General features: G+C 29.2%; 14 protein-coding genes and 1 pseudogene. 3 read left to right on the forward strand and 12 right to left on the reverse strand.

The annotated features are described in order from the left end of the window. Nucleotides 1–293 precede the first annotated feature (293 nt). Nucleotides 294–1,328: a helix-turn-helix transcriptional regulator gene (locus CLOBL_RS16660; protein WP_077860071.1), complete on the reverse strand. Its 1,035-nt coding sequence runs from the start codon at nucleotides 1,326–1,328 to the stop codon at nucleotides 294–296. A 310-nt stretch (nucleotides 1,329–1,638) separates the two neighbouring features. On the opposite strand from CLOBL_RS16660, the gene CLOBL_RS16665 reads away from it, so the two are divergent. The 3 genes from CLOBL_RS16665 (at nucleotide 1,639) to CLOBL_RS16675 (ending at nucleotide 3,359) form a co-directional block, all read left to right on the forward strand. Then, nucleotides 1,639–2,121, forward strand: a complete 483-nt coding sequence (locus CLOBL_RS16665; protein WP_077860072.1) for a MarR family transcriptional regulator — start codon at nucleotides 1,639–1,641, stop codon at nucleotides 2,119–2,121. An 81-nt stretch (nucleotides 2,122–2,202) separates the two neighbouring features. Next, nucleotides 2,203–2,832, forward strand: a complete 630-nt coding sequence (locus CLOBL_RS16670; protein WP_077860073.1) for a class I SAM-dependent methyltransferase — start codon at nucleotides 2,203–2,205, stop codon at nucleotides 2,830–2,832. Between the two features lie 26 nt (nucleotides 2,833–2,858). Then, nucleotides 2,859–3,359 carry a GNAT family N-acetyltransferase gene (locus CLOBL_RS16675; protein WP_077860074.1) on the forward strand — a complete coding sequence of 167 codons (501 nt, stop codon included), beginning with the start codon at nucleotides 2,859–2,861 and terminating at the stop codon, nucleotides 3,357–3,359. A gap of 168 nt (nucleotides 3,360–3,527) precedes the next feature. Here the strand turns inward: CLOBL_RS16675 and CLOBL_RS16680 are convergent, their stop codons facing one another. From CLOBL_RS16680 to CLOBL_RS16730, 11 genes and pseudogenes are all read right to left on the reverse strand, one after another. After that, nucleotides 3,528–4,736, reverse strand: coding sequence for an acetylornithine/succinylornithine family transaminase (locus CLOBL_RS16680; RefSeq protein WP_077860075.1), 1,209 nt, complete (start codon nucleotides 4,734–4,736; stop codon nucleotides 3,528–3,530). A gap of 347 nt (nucleotides 4,737–5,083) precedes the next feature. Continuing rightward, a complete protein-coding gene (locus CLOBL_RS16685; RefSeq protein ID WP_077860076.1) occupies nucleotides 5,084–5,296 on the reverse strand; it encodes a hypothetical protein in 213 nt (70 codons plus the stop codon). A 141-nt stretch (nucleotides 5,297–5,437) separates the two neighbouring features. Beyond that, a complete protein-coding gene (gene arsB / locus CLOBL_RS16690) occupies nucleotides 5,438–6,499 on the reverse strand; it encodes an ACR3 family arsenite efflux transporter (RefSeq protein ID WP_077860077.1) in 1,062 nt (353 codons plus the stop codon). Between the two features lie 27 nt (nucleotides 6,500–6,526). Next, a complete protein-coding gene (locus tag CLOBL_RS16695; RefSeq protein WP_077860078.1) occupies nucleotides 6,527–6,940 on the reverse strand; it encodes an arsenate reductase ArsC in 414 nt (137 codons plus the stop codon). Nucleotides 6,941–6,964: 24 nt separating this feature from the next. Continuing rightward, complete coding sequence (arsA, locus tag CLOBL_RS16700) at nucleotides 6,965–8,713, reverse strand: arsenical pump-driving ATPase (RefSeq protein WP_077860079.1); 1,749 nt, start codon at nucleotides 8,711–8,713, stop codon at nucleotides 6,965–6,967. Between the two features lie 16 nt (nucleotides 8,714–8,729). Then, nucleotides 8,730–9,116 carry an arsenite efflux transporter metallochaperone ArsD gene (arsD, locus tag CLOBL_RS16705; RefSeq protein WP_077860080.1) on the reverse strand — a complete coding sequence of 129 codons (387 nt, stop codon included), beginning with the start codon at nucleotides 9,114–9,116 and terminating at the stop codon, nucleotides 8,730–8,732. Between the two features lie 39 nt (nucleotides 9,117–9,155). Continuing rightward, entirely contained in the window at nucleotides 9,156–9,479 is a 324-nt protein-coding gene (locus CLOBL_RS16710) for a metalloregulator ArsR/SmtB family transcription factor (RefSeq protein WP_009169376.1), read from the reverse strand. A 273-nt stretch (nucleotides 9,480–9,752) separates the two neighbouring features. Further along, nucleotides 9,753–11,018, reverse strand: coding sequence for a ferric reductase-like transmembrane domain-containing protein (locus CLOBL_RS16715; protein ID WP_077860081.1), 1,266 nt, complete (start codon nucleotides 11,016–11,018; stop codon nucleotides 9,753–9,755). Nucleotides 11,019–11,457: 439 nt separating this feature from the next. Further along, nucleotides 11,458–11,711: pseudogene (locus CLOBL_RS16720) on the reverse strand (cupin domain-containing protein); the annotation flags it as partial. 640 nt (nucleotides 11,712–12,351) lie between these two features. Then, a complete protein-coding gene (locus tag CLOBL_RS16725) occupies nucleotides 12,352–13,386 on the reverse strand; it encodes an epoxyqueuosine reductase (RefSeq protein WP_077860082.1) in 1,035 nt (344 codons plus the stop codon). Nucleotides 13,387–13,568: 182 nt separating this feature from the next. Beyond that, nucleotides 13,569–15,416 carry a hypothetical protein gene (locus CLOBL_RS16730; protein WP_077860083.1) on the reverse strand — a complete coding sequence of 616 codons (1,848 nt, stop codon included), beginning with the start codon at nucleotides 15,414–15,416 and terminating at the stop codon, nucleotides 13,569–13,571. Between the last annotated feature and the right edge of the window lie 10 nt (nucleotides 15,417–15,426).

Genomic DNA, 15,426 nt, shown 5'->3' on the forward strand with positions numbered 1-15,426 from the left:
GGATAAATAATGTTTAACTACTTTATATTTATATAATACTTGAGATTTGTGACAGTAATATGGCAAAATATTATTTATATTAACTGCCATCTTCCTCCAGTATAAAGTATAAAAAAATTGCAGATTAAATCTCTTGAATAATGTAATTTTACAATTTATTATTTATTTTTATTAATTCATTATAACTGATTAGTTTATCTCTATTTATTATTCAGTTTACATAATTATTATATATTAGTTTTTTCACTTCATTTTTATGTATTGATGATATCTTTATGATTAACCATTTACTGTCATTCCAATAAAAACTTTATTCTAGGATCATTTTTTACAAAATCAAGAGTTTTATCTTTTTTAATTCTCATTTTAGCTAAACTTTCATATTTATCTTTGCCCCAACCCTTAAGAGACTTCCACTTTCTATGCCTATATAACCTTGACTTTAAATGATCCATGCTGTCTGCTGTATTTACCATATTTATAATCAACTCTATAGTTTTTTCTTTATTCTGGCTTTCCTTGGCTAAATATAAATCAAAGCTATATTTTTGGTATTCACCTAAATCAAATGCTTCAACCAACTTTTTAGCGCGCTCTGTATATTCTTCTGCTTCACTAAATTTATTTTCTTTTACTAACATCCTTATTATTAAAAATAAAGCTCCTGTTGTTTCTAGCGCATCCTTAAATAATATGTCCTCACAGACTCCATAGGCTTCCTCAATTTTTTCACTGCTTTCAAGTATTAGTACCTGTTGTATTTTTTTCTCTACGTCTAACTCAAACTCCGGGATTTTATCTAATATTTCTTGAGCCTTTTCATACTCTTTTCTATCTCTATATATTGCAGCCAATGATATTTTGGCCATAGATGCTGCTTTTTCATTGCTGCCTGCTGCTACTAATTCCATCCAAGCAATAATTTTTCCTTCATATTTGTCTTTTTCCTCTACATATGATGTAACTAAAAATAATCTTAATATTGATGATATTCTTAATATTAACTCATCACAATTTGAATATTGCTTAATTAAATCACTTCCTCTCTCAAAAGCCTTTTGGTATCCATCTTTTGATACCATTTCGCTAACATCTCTTCCAAGTTTATTTACTTCTGTAACTGTTAACTCCTCATTGAATGCTAATAAAGTATTGACATCAATTTTTAAAATGCGTGCAAGAGGTGATAGAAGCGTTATATCTGGATATGATATTTCATTTTCCCACTTATTAACTGCTGGTGCACTAATATTTAAATAATTAGCAACTTGCTCTTGAGTAAGATTTTCTTCTTTTCTACATTTTCTAATAACTTCACCTATTCTCATAAAATGAACTCCTTCGCTTATCTATACATTTAATTAACTTCGGCCTTCGTTAATTAAATCATATCAAAGCTACATAATTTTAACAATTGAAGTATTTTCATTTTTTATTCACAAAAATTAACTATTGGTTAATTTTCTTTATGATTAAATATCTCTTTATATTATTTTTAGTGATTGGATTTCTTAAGCGGATTTAATCATATCACTACTATTTTATAACTTATCTAATATAATTTTGAAATTACTTTCCAAGTACAATAGTTGTATCTTGCAATTAATTATGCTATTATTTTCCTAAGGAGTGATATTTTTGAATGCTGCAGATAGTAAAAATTTTAGAGAATTAATAAGAATACTAGAGCGAAAACTGGGATTATTAAATAAACAAGATAGTTGCTGTTTAGAAGTTACTTTAGCTCAATGTCATGCATTAGTTGAGATAGGACGTGCTGAAAATATTTCATTAAAAGATTTGGCTAACTTAATTGATCTAGACATTAGTACTATGAGTAGGACTGTAGACAGTCTTGTAAAAAAAGAATTTGTATTTAGAACTCCATCAGAAACAGATAGACGAAGTGTAGATATTAAATTAACAGAAAAAGGATTAAAACTATTCAAAGATATTGAAAACAAAATGGATGACAAATTTAAAAATATCTTTAATCAAATCTCTTTAGAAGATCAGTTAACTGTTTTTAATGGATTAAATATTATTATTGAAGCACTAACAAAAAATGAAAATACATCTAACTGCTGCAATAAAGATTTAAATAATAATGAAAATAAATAAACCAGAGAAGACGTTCAATTTACGCATTTTTATTTTTACTTATAAGAACTCTTTCCTAATAAAAATATTGGAGGGTTAATAATGAAAGAAAGTAAAGAATATTTTGATGAAGTAGCATCTAATTGGGACAATATGAGAAATGACTTTTTTTCGGATGAAGTAAGATTGGTAGCCTATAAAACTGCTGACGTTCAAGAAAGAAAAGTAGCTGCAGATATAGGAGCTGGTACTGGATTTATAACAGAAGGTTTAATAAATAAAAATGTTAAAGTTATTGCTGTTGACCAATCAGAAGAAATGCTTAATTTATTAAAAACCAAGTTTTCAAATTACAAAGATCTTAAATGCATTCAAGGAGTCGGTGAAGAATTACCTATTGAAGATAACTCAGTAGATTATGTGTTTGCAAATATGTTTTTGCATCATGTTGAAAATCCAAGTTTAGTAATAAAAGAAATGCAAAGAATCTTAAAATCTGGAGGAAAACTTGTAATTACCGACTTAGATAAGCATAACTTCGAATTTTTGAAAACTGAGCAATATGATGTTTGGATGGGGTTTGATAGAAATAATATTATAAAGTGGTTTGAAGATGCCGGGCTTAAGAATGTAACTGTAAATTGTGTAGGAAGCAACTGTTGTACTGATTCAAAATGTGGATGTGAGAAAGCTAGCATTAGCATTTTCGTCGCATATGGAGAAAAAATTTAATTATTTTTATAAAGGAGAAAGTCATTATGAATTATACAATTGAAGAAATGAAAGAATCTGATTGGGAAGAAGTTTCAAAAATATATCTTGAAGGAATCAATACAGGTATAGCCACCTTTCAAAACTCTATCCCAACTTATGATGAGTGGAATAGCGGACATATTAAATCTTGTAGATTAGTTGCTAAATCAGATAAAAAAGTCCTTGGCTTTACTGCTTTAAGTGCTACTTCAAGCAGAGCTGTTTATTCTGGTGTAGCTGAAGTTAGTATTTACATTGGTAAAAATTACAGAGGACTTGGAATAGGTAAAGCTCTACTAACTAATTTAATTAAACTCTCAGAAGAAAATAATTTTTGGACTTTACAATCTGGAATAATTAGAGAAAATACTTCTAGCATAGAGCTGCATAAAAAATGCGGTTTTAGAGAAATAGGCATAAGAGAAAAAGTTGCTAAGATGGATAATGGTATCTGGCACGATACTGTTTTAATGGAACGTAGAAGCAAAACAGTTGGAATCAACTAATTATAAATTCATAAACAAAATTAATAATAGATAATCAAAGTAAAATTTTAACTTGATTATCTATTATTAGTTTAAATATTTTTAAGTCTTATTTTTTCTTGTTTAGCATATTTTTTAATACATCTCTATTGGTTAATAAATTCTTTAATTGTATTTTTTAAATTATACTTATTGCACTAATACTTTATCTAATACGCTACAAAGAATATTAAGCATCTTATCAGTATCATTTTCAGTTATTATTAAAGGAGGCATTAAGCGAATTATTGATGGTCTTGGTGAATTTATTAAGAGCCCTGCATTTAAACATTCTTCAACAATTTCACTTCCCTTATCTTCTGGAATATCAAAGGCTAAAAGTAAGCCCTTTCCTCTTATATTAGTTAATTTATATTTATCTTTTATTTTATTTAATCTTTTTATTATATACTCTCCCTGTATGTTAGCATTGTGTGCTAAATTTTTGTTTATAATTTCCCCGACTACAGCTAGTCCAGCAGCCATCCCAAGCGGTTGAGCTGAATATGTTCCTCCTTGATCACCTGGCTCAAATATATTAAATTCTTCTTTAACTAATAAAGCGGATAAAGGATATCCCCCACCTATTCCTTTTGCCAAAGTCATTATATCTGGCTCAATTCCATAATGCTCATAAGCAAACAGACTGCCCGTTCTGCCAAGTCCAGTTTGTACTTCATCAAAGATTAATAAAATTTTATGTTCTTTACATATATTACTCAAAGCCTTAATGTAATTTTTATCAAGTTCATTAACTCCACCTTCACCTTGTATAGGTTCAAACATGATTGCACATGTATTTGGAGTTATAGCTGTTTTTATAGCTTCCAAATCATTTAATGGTACATGCTTAAAACCTGGTACCTTAGGTTCATATAAATCCTCCCAAATCTTTTTACCAGTGGCAGACATTGTGGCAAGAGTTCTTCCATGAAAACTGTTAACAGCAGTTATTATCTCATAGGCACCATTAAGAAATTTTGCTCCATATTTTCTTGCTAATTTTATTGCCCCTTCATTTGCCTCAGATCCACTGTTAGTAAAAAATACTCTATCAAAACAAGAATTATCAGTAAGAAGTTTTGAAAATTCGATCATTGGCTTATTATAGTATGAAGGACTAGCATTGATTAGTATTTTACTTTGATTAATTAATGCTTCTGTAAGAACCTTTGGGCAATGTCCTAATGCCGTTACTGCCCATCCCCCCATAAAATCAAGATAGGATTTTCCTTCCGTATTCCATAAATAAACACCTTCTCCACGTTCCATTACAATATCTGGACGTTTTGTAGTAAATAAAATTGATTTATTTGCCTCTTCAAGAAATTCTTTTGTACTATTTAATTTATTCTCCATTAATATCAGAACCTTTCTTATTTATTAAAATGGCGATTATTTTACTAGAACTAAGCGGAATTATAGCTAGCTATAAAAAAGAAATATCTTATAACTCAACCACTTAATTTTTTCAACTTTCTCCTCATAATAATTATGCAATAAATAGAATATTTATTCAATACTTTTAAATGTATTTCGTATTTTTATTTAACAATACTGTTTTTAGCACATATTGTAAACAATCTATTTTTATCATTTTTGCATAATTATGCACAAAACAAAGTAAAAAAACATCTATCCTTTTTCATGATAGATGCTTTCACCAATATTATTATAGTTATAAATATTTTAAATTCATATCCAAGTTATCTATTCAATTTTAAATATTGTTCTTCAGTTATTTCAGTAAAAAAGTTTAATACAAAATTTTTATAATGATTAATTGGTTGTTTTATTTCCTCTTCTTCTTTTACTTTTATAAAATAATCTATAGGATCAATATTTATAGCTTTGCTCCAATAAATTCTATTACCACTAAGTTTAACTTCTGCACTATAAGTCATAAAATAATACTTCATATTTTCAATCTCCTTTTAAATTATTAATTTCTATATGTTTAAATTAATTTAAAAATAAGATTATATATTTTGAATATGACTTTTTATATCTTTATGAAGTTAATTTAATTAAAAACTAAATTAAATATAAAATTTTATACTTTATGCATTTTCTTCCTTAGAATATGAAAAATACTTTCTTCCCCAGTGTAATGCTACATTTACAAGTCCAATCATTACTGGCACTTCAATTAGCGGTCCTATTACTGCAGCAAATGCTACTCTTGATTGAATCCCAAATACTGCTACTGCAACAGCTATTGCGAGTTCAAAGTTATTACTTGCAGCTGTAAATGATAACGTAGTAGTTTGGTGATAATTTATACCTAATTTGTAACTTATATAGAATGATATAGAAAACATTACTATAAAATATATTACAAGAGGTATTGCTACTTTAATAACATCCATAGGTAACTCTACAATATATTTGCCCTTAAACATGAACATTACTACTATTGTAAATAATAAAGCTATTAAAGCTAATGGACTAATCTTAGGAACAAATTTTTTTACGTACCATTCTGTTCCCTTCATAGGTTCTAATATTAGCCTAGTAAGCATTCCAAGCAAGAATGGTATACCTAGATAAATTGCAACAGATGTTGCTACTTGTCCCATAGAAATATGAACTTCATATCCTGTAAGTCCAAACACAGGTGGTAACACAGTAATAAAGAAATAAGCAAATACCGAATAAAATACTACTTGAAATATAGAATTAAATGCTACTAATGCTGCTGCATATTCACTATCTCCATCTGCTAAGCTGTTCCAAAGAATTACCATAGCTATACATCTAGCAAGACCAATAAGAATAAGTCCAGTCATTAATTCTGAATCTGATTTTAAAAATACAAATGCTAGAATAAACATTAAAACTGGCCCTATAAACCAATTTTGTACTAATGACAATCCAAGAACTTTTGGATTTTTAAATACTTTTCCAAGTTCCTTGTAATTTACTTTTGCAAGTGGTGGATACATCATAACAATAAGTCCTATAGCTATAGGTATTGATGTCGTTCCAACAGATAGACTTGCGAGTCCCTCTGATAATGATGGCACTCCCCATCCGAGTATTATTCCTAGTGCCATTGCTGCAAATATCCACAGCGTTAAGTATCTGTCTAAAAATGACAGTCTCGATGATTTATTAGTCAATTTTAAATCTCCCCCTAATTTACTTTATTAATCTAAATTAATCTCATTATCTTTAATTCTCTTTGCTAAATCTTTTATTTTTTCCTCTATCTTTTTAGCTGTTAGTATAAATTCTTCATCACTTTTACCAGTTGGATCATCCAATCCCCAGTCTTCTCTATGCTTAGATGGTAAAAATGGGCACTGAACATTACACCCCATTGTTACTACAATATCTACCTCTGGAATGTCACTTAAAAGTTTAGATTTTTGTGTTTCATTCATGTCAATATTATATAAATCCTTTATAATTCTTACTGCATCTTGATTTATTTGAGGTTTTGTTTCTGTTCCCGCTGAATAACTTTCAAATACTGAACTTTCATAAAGTTTTCCTAGTGCTTCTGCCATTTGTGACCTGCATGAATTGTGTACACATATAAATGCTACTTTTGTTTTCATATTTTTTATCTCTCCTTGAAAAGTTTATTTAATTAAATTAATCAAATTATTTTCTTTTATATCTTCTGCTCTCCATTCAATAACTGCAAAGTTTCCATTTGAAATTTCATCAACTTTATTTATCCATTGAATTTCATTGTTTGCTTTTGCCTTTAGAATTTCATTAGTCGTATTGGTCGCATAAAGACTTGAGTTTATTACCCACCATTTGCTATGAATTTTCGCTCTATCTAAATCATTTTTAAGTCTCATAGCTTCATAAACTGGAGTAGTCTCAGCTAAAGTTACTATAACTACTTCTGTTTCTTTTTCATTTCTTAATCTAGGCAATAACTTTATAACTGATTCTGGTATATCTCCTTCTGATCTAGAGATTTCTTTATTATAACTTTCTGTTGAATCTAAAAGTAATAAAGTATGCCCTGTTGGTGCTGTATCTATCACCACAACCTCATTTTCTGACTTTTCAACAATTTCAGCAAATGCTCTAAATACTGCTATTTCCTGAGTACAAGGTGACCTTAAATCTTCTTCAATATACTCAATATCTTCATCACTCATATTGTTCTCTCTTGCCTTGGCTAATACTTCTTGTCTGTACTTCTCAAGTTCTTCTTTTTCATCAATATTGCTTAAAGAAATTCCATAACTTTCATCTATCACAAATTTTAAATGAGCTGCTGGATCAGTAGTTGTTAAGTGAACTTTCTTACCTCTTTTAGCTAAGCCTAATGCTATAGCTGAAGCAATAGTTGTTTTACCAACTCCCCCTTTACCCATTGTAAATATAACCTTTTTGTTGCTATTATAAAGATCTTCTATGACATTTTTAAGTTTTAGCATATCAATAGTATTTAACGTATCTTCACTAATTTTAATATGATCTTCTTTTAGTAGAGCTCTTACATTATCGAGTCCAGTTATATTATAAGGTCTTAAAGGAATTTCAAAAGTTTCTATATTTTTAAATTTAGCTGGCATATTTTGAAGAGCCTTTTGTTGTTTTTCATAAATAGCTGTTGAAAGTTCATCATCATGATTTTGAAGTACACTATTAATAATTAATATTTGGTTATTCACTCCTATTTCTTGAAGTTCACTGGAAGCTCTTTCAGCTTCTTTTAATGGAGAATTTTCAGGACGAGATACGAGCACAAGAATTGTTTTATCCTTATCAGCTAAAGTTTGTACTGCTTTTTTGTATACTTCTTTCTTTTCTTCAAGTCCAGCAAGCTGGCCTAAACATGATGCTCCATGAGTACTTTCACTTATAAAATTGCTCCAAGCTGAAGGTAATTGTAACATTCTCAAAGTGTGACCTGTTGGTGCTGTGTCAAAAATGATATGATCATATTCATTAAACGCTTTTTCATCAGTTATCATCCCAGAAAATTCATTAAAAGCTGCAATCTCTACAGTACACGAACCTGATAATTGCTCTTCCATGTTATCTATAACCGATTGCGGTAATTTACCCCTGTATGGAGCTATTACACTTTCCCTATATTCAGCAGCAGCAACATCTGGTTCAAAATTTGCTACAGTTAAGTTTGGAACTTCTTTTATTTGAACACCTTTGTTATTTAATTCCGTATTAAATACATCTTGAAGGTTAGAAGCAGGATCAGTACTTACAAGCATAATATTTTTCCCTTGATCTGCTAAATTTAAAGCTACAGCGCAAGCTGTTGAAGTTTTACCAACCCCACCTTTTCCGGTAAAAAATAAATACTTAGTTAAGTTTACTTCTTTTATATCAAATGCTTTAAACATAATTTTCCTCCTCTTTCTAGCAACATCCATCCTTACATCCACAACTTTTGGTTGATTTCTTTATGCTAGCTTTCTTTATATTAAGCTTTAAAGTATCTGAAGGTATGCCAAGCAAACTACAGAACTCCTCATTAGTCGGATACTTGCCCTCTTTAACTACAACTCCATCAACCATAATTATAGGTAAAGCTTCGACTCCCTTAGTATTTAAAATTTTATTTATTATTTTATTACTTACAAATATCTGTGGATTACTAGTTAAATTGTATCTCTCAATTACTATCCCTTTGTTTTTTAAAGTATTTAAGACAGTTGCAACTCTCAATAATTCTTTATCTACAGATGGTCCACAAACACCTGTTGAACAGCACATTGCTGGATCAAATATTATCATTTTTTTCATTTTCATTAACTCCTTTATAGTATAAATATAATTTAATTCTTATTTACAAGTACAATTTGATTTATTCTTACAAATGCAATCTTTCGTCTCTGTCACAAGATTCATCATAAACAATGTTAGCTTATTACAATTGTTAATATTTAAGCTGTAATAATTCCAAAGCCCTTCTTTTCTAACTTCTACAAGACCACATTCACTTAATACTTTCATGTGATGTGAAAGGGTTGGTTGAGTAAAATCAAAATATTCTAAAATATCACATGCACATCTTTCACCACAGGATAATATATCAATTATTTTTAATCTGCTTGGATCGCATAGTGCTTTGAAAATTTTTGCATTTTCTTCATAATCCATCTTCATTCATACCTTTCCTATATAGATATATGTCTATATATTCAATATAGAACATCGTCTATGCATTGTCAATATAACTTAGTTACTTAATTTACTTTTAACACAACTAAATATACAGTAATCTATATAGTTATATTATTCAAGAACTAAATTACTGTTACAAAATAGTATTATGAAATTTTTATAGTACTTATACTAAGGCACAATCAAAAGATTACAAGAGTCTATTTATCTTAAAACAAATAAAGCGATGTATTAACTACATCGCTTTATTTGCTATTATTTAAATTGAAAATGTTCATAATTAAAATTTAAAATCTTAAACTTGCTGTCTTTAAATTGCTTTTTTAGATTTTCTCTCATTGGTTTAGGTCCACAAAAATAGACATCTATGTCATCTTTTATATTTATAAAATTACTTATCTCTTCTACTGATAAAAATCCTTTTTCCTTTGAGTTAAATAGGTGTATTCTTAAGTTTTCCTTACTTAAAGCCTGCAATTCATCTGTATAGGCTCCCTCTGCTTCATTATTATATGCATAGAAAAAGTCTATTGAAAAATTCTCATCTATATTAGACTGAGCAAAGCTTCTAAACGGTGTTACACCTATTCCACCTGCAATCCATATTTGATTTTTCGCTCCTGCTTTATAATCAAACTTACCGTGTGGCCCTGATACTGAAAATTCACTTCCTACTTTAAGATTATCATATAATGCCTTAGTATCATCTCCCAGCGCTTTAATTGTGAACTGTATATATCCTTTTTTTGGTGCCTGACTTATGGTAAATGGATGAGATAAAAACTTATTATCCTTATCTAATATCTTTAAGAAAGCAAATTGACCAGGCTTAAATTCCATATCATTTCCAAGTGCAGCTCCCGTTATCTCTAGAGTTCCATTAGCTACACTCTCTAACTTCTGTACTTTATATTTGTATTTAAAGGAAAGTTTTTCATAAAAGAATATACTATAAGCTACAGATATTAGTCCTATTAAATTTATAATGTCCATCCATATAGCATATGGTTTGATTGAAAATACAGCATAAGTTGCACTTCCATAATAATGATAAATTCCAAATGCATATGGGATAATCATAAATTTGTGAATAGTCTTCCATCTTTCATAATTTAGTTTTTTTGCAACAATTGCTATAATTATGAGAGCTATAAATAAATACATACTAAATGTTCCAAACATAGCGTAAGGATCTTTTATTCTTTTTATACCAGCTACTCTTTCAGCTCTTTTTCCAATATCCATTGTGATATTATGGCAAATAACTAAAATAAGTGCGGATATACTTAATAACTTGTGATAAATATATGATCTATCTAAACCATCAAATAAATTATCCAAAATCTTGTGTCTAGTAGAAATAAAATTAATAAATGCAAATGCAATTAAAGAAAATGATGCTAATAATTGTGAATATCCAGTCATAGCTGAAATTTCTCTTGTTGGTTCAATAAATAACCATGTTATCCAGGTTATTGCCATGCTTAATAGAATAATTGTAATCCCTAATTTCTTTTTCATAAGTTCCCTCCTTTAATTTTAGCGATAAGTAACTATATACTGTTCTTTAATTTAATATATAATACCAAACTTTTACAGATAATCATTATCTTATAATTATTATAATACTCCTTCTAAGTTTAGTATAGTAACATAAATTTCTTTTATTCATAATCCATAATGAATATACATGTTCTTACCTCATAACTTATCTTTAATGATAGAGTGTATTATACGTACCCCACTCACGTTAATATAATTCATTTCTCTATGTAACATTATCTTTCACTTATAACAATTGAAACAGGAAAAATGTAACTTTAAAAAATCAAACTATAGTTAAATAGCATCTGGATTAAAAGCACATGGAATAAATACCTGCAGATAAAAAAAGCCTACCCCATGCCATAAATTCACATACAGGTAGACTATAGTAATTACCTATGATTTTTACTAAAACTTATTCAGATGCTGGTTTAGTCACATGAACTACTCCATGATGATGCTGGGGTGGTGCATATATAGAGTATACTTTAAGCGGCTTATTACCAGTATTTATAATATTATACCACGTATAATCAGGTATCATAATTGCAAAATCATCACGTGCATTTACTTGAAACGCTAGATTATCTTTACTCATTCCCATTTTAATAACAGCTTAGCGGCCTTATTAATATTAACAACTAGCGGTTGTGACCCATAGTCTTTCATATAATATTCTTCACTAAAATGTCTACAGTGCTTATCATAAATCTATTTCTTAATGCTGCCACTATATCCTAGTAATGAAAAATACGATCTGAAAACAAGGTATATGATTTATCTATTATTATAATTCATTCAAATGTATAAAATAGCCTGTGCTTGTAACAATTTCATCTTTAATTAATTTGAATATACCGTTATTCACTCCATCTGTTAATCCCAAATCGTCTGCGCGGACAATTAATTTTATTATAAAGTCCTTCAATCTGATATTACTAATATTTTAATTATGTAATTTACACATCTGCAATTTAAATTAATAAAATTACTCGCCGTAGCTTTTATCATCTCATGATGACATGTTCGTATACTCAATCCTTAAATTCAGGATATTTTTGTACACGTATTCTAACCCTGGGTTTAGTCTCTATATACATAGATATTTTTTTAGATTAATTAAATATTAAATAATCAAGATATATACTAAACCTGATCATATTGTATTATCCTATTGCAAATTTCTTCTTGAATTTCTCCGTTATCATTTTCAAAACTTTCTTTATCAAACTTTATACAAATTACTCTCTCATCAAGATCTAAACACTCTAGAAATAATGAGTAAGATGGGAGATGGAATAATGCTTTTTTATAGTCCCCTCTTTAGTTCTTTACAAATAAGCAATGCTATTTCGCGAACTTTTTCATATTCACTGTTACAAGCATTTATAATATAAGGTTTATACTCTTCCTTATAGTTATTACTCATATAATTCAGTGCGTTAACCTTCCATTTCCAAAGTTCATCTGGTGAAAGATAGAAAAATTTAGGTTGAACATTCTCACGATAAAAACTTTCTTCCATACTCAAAATATTTTCAGGAGTCAATTGAGAAGCTAATTCTTCAAGACCCAAAAATTCCTCAGATTCTTTCCACTTTCCTTTATTCATAGGACATACATCTTGACAAATATCACATCCATAAATGCAATTTCCGAAAGTTTTTCTTAATGGTTCCTGATGAAGATTACGGCCTCCAAATGTAGTTAGAAATGAAATGCAAGTATTAGGCAGCATTGTATATGGTTCAGAAAGAGATTTAGTTGGGCAGCTCTCAATGCATCGCCTGCATCCTTTAGGACACTCTGGAACATTGTTAGTTTCCTTTAATTCCATTTCTTGATCTGTAACCCAAGCGTCTAAATGAACCCACGAACCCGATTCAGTATACAAAAAATTATTTCTTCTAATTATTCCAATTCCAGCTTCCTTAGCTGCCCAGCGCATTCCAACCACTCCAAATTTCTGGTCAGTTTCTACTTTTAAACCAAGCTCTTTCATATATTTATCCAATTCACGGTTATTCTGATATTCTTTTGTATTTTTATCTACACGTGTATCAACCAAATAAGCCTTAGCAATATTTCCCTTCAATTTTTCCGGGATCTTATATTTACCATATACAGCCGTAACTACTACAACCGACTTTGCCCATGGATATATTTCAAATATATCCATTAAACGATGTTGCATTTCGTAAAAAGGTCTTGATTGAGGAATTTTTTCCATACGCTCCTCAAATTTTTCGATATATCCCTTCATTAAGCTAATAGGAATAATACCACACTTTTCATATCCAAGCTCATAAGCTTTTTGTTGAATCATTTTTTCAATTGTTTTCATAATATTTAATCACATCCTGTAATAATTTTATAGTCAGTTAAAAATCTGATATTAAGAGTAAACACTTTCTTCAAATACAGTAACGATATTTTCAATAATATTAAGTCCCTCTGAAGCTAATCCAGATTTATCTGTAGATACAGATTTTGCAATAAAGTCTTAAAATGTTCTTGTCATATAACTTAGAGTGGTACATGAATAATACTATTATTAAGCATAACCATAACTAATATTAGGCAAGTTACCATTGCCCCAAGATACGGATTTCCTGTTTTTCTAAAGAAATGACGGTTGAAATACGGAATAATAAACATTAATGGTATAAAACCAAAAAGTTGACCTACAAACAACCAATTTGTAGTCCAAAATACTTTTCCAGTAGCTGCAAGATGTACATACTGAATAATCAAAATCATAAGTAATCCTAAACAATTTTCCAAAGCACATATAAGTATACTTATCCACTCTTTTTGTCCACCAAAGCGACTGGCATAGTTTACGCGGATTGAATTATAAAGGAAAAAGATAAAGAAAAATGGCAAATACATAAGTGAAACTAATAAAATAGTAGTATTAAGTGGTCTTACAGCTATTAATACAAATCTAAAATCCGTATGAAAAAATTTGTAAGTTATTTCTACTAATCCGTAAAATGTACTAAATATACATATAGCTAATACAATAGTTTTTACTAATTTCTTTAAATCTGTTTTTATATTCCATATTTCATTTTTCTTCCAATGAAGTTTATATGTAAAAGCAAAAATAATTAATCCAACAATCCCGTTGAATAGAGTCCAAAGTAGAATAGGATTATTAGCCTCTTCTGGAAACCACAAAGTATTTATTCCTTTACTAGCATTTCTAAACAGAAGATATGATATTTTTGGAATTGAATTATATGAAATAAACGCAATTAAAATAGCAGCAATAAATGTACCTGCAAAAATTATCTTCTCTTTCTTGGTATATGAAATTGGTTTAGGAATATTCTCTACAAGTGAACTGAATATTTTTGTACGCAGCAATATACCTGCAAATGGAACAATAAACAAAAATGCACCAACAAGTGCTATAAGGCTAAATATCTCTTTTATAAACCATGTTTGATTTGTAGGCATAAGAGTATTATTTATATGAAAGCTAGTTGTAAAAAACTTTAGCATATCAGAAACATCCGAAGTATCGTATGGCTGAAATATATGATCTATTTTTTCATTATAAACCACTCTTAATGTTCTATTATCTGAATCGCCATACATTTTACCAGTTTCAACCGATGAGATTTTATCTGATTCACTAAAAATACTATTAACCATTTCTAACGCCTCTGGTGAATTCTTCATGTGAGCATTGTGATTTTGATTTCTGTACGAGCCTTCATCATAATAACCGTAGCTTAATCCTAGATTAGAATCTACATTCTTTAACGTCTTATTAGTTAAACTAAGATCATAACCAACAATAAAAGCAGAAGATATTTTACTTGATTTTTTATCTCTATTTGCTTCTTCACCAAAGTAAGCTGCCACCTGCAAGGCAGCATTTCCACCCGCTGAATGCCCCGTTACACCAATTCTTTCTTTATCAACATAGTTAAATACATTAGTTTCTGTAATATATTTTATTATTGGTATAGCACCATATCCCTCTTCTCTAACACTGTCTTTACTTAAAGTGGTACTTGAATCACCTTGATTATAGGGGTCAATTGCAAGTGTAACTATTCCTCGACGAGCTAGTTCAAGTGAATTACTTATTTGAGTTTCTTTAGTTCGAGAGAACCCTGGTATTACAACTACCATAGGAGCCGGATTACTAGATGTTGCTGTTTTGGGTTTAAATAAATCAACTTTAACCCACTGACCATTTTCAGTAGGTATCTTAATTCCAATAACATCAATTTTATTCCCATCTGTCTGAATAAAGTAAGCACCAATACTTCCTATTAAAATAAGTATAAGAGCAATACATAATAAACGAATATCCCAATTTTTTATAGTTCTTTTTTGTATAATGTTACCATTCATATTATTCTCC

The organism is Clostridium sp. BL-8, from assembly GCF_002006495.1.
In the GTDB taxonomy this organism is placed as follows: Bacteria; Bacillota; Clostridia; order Clostridiales; family Clostridiaceae; genus Clostridium.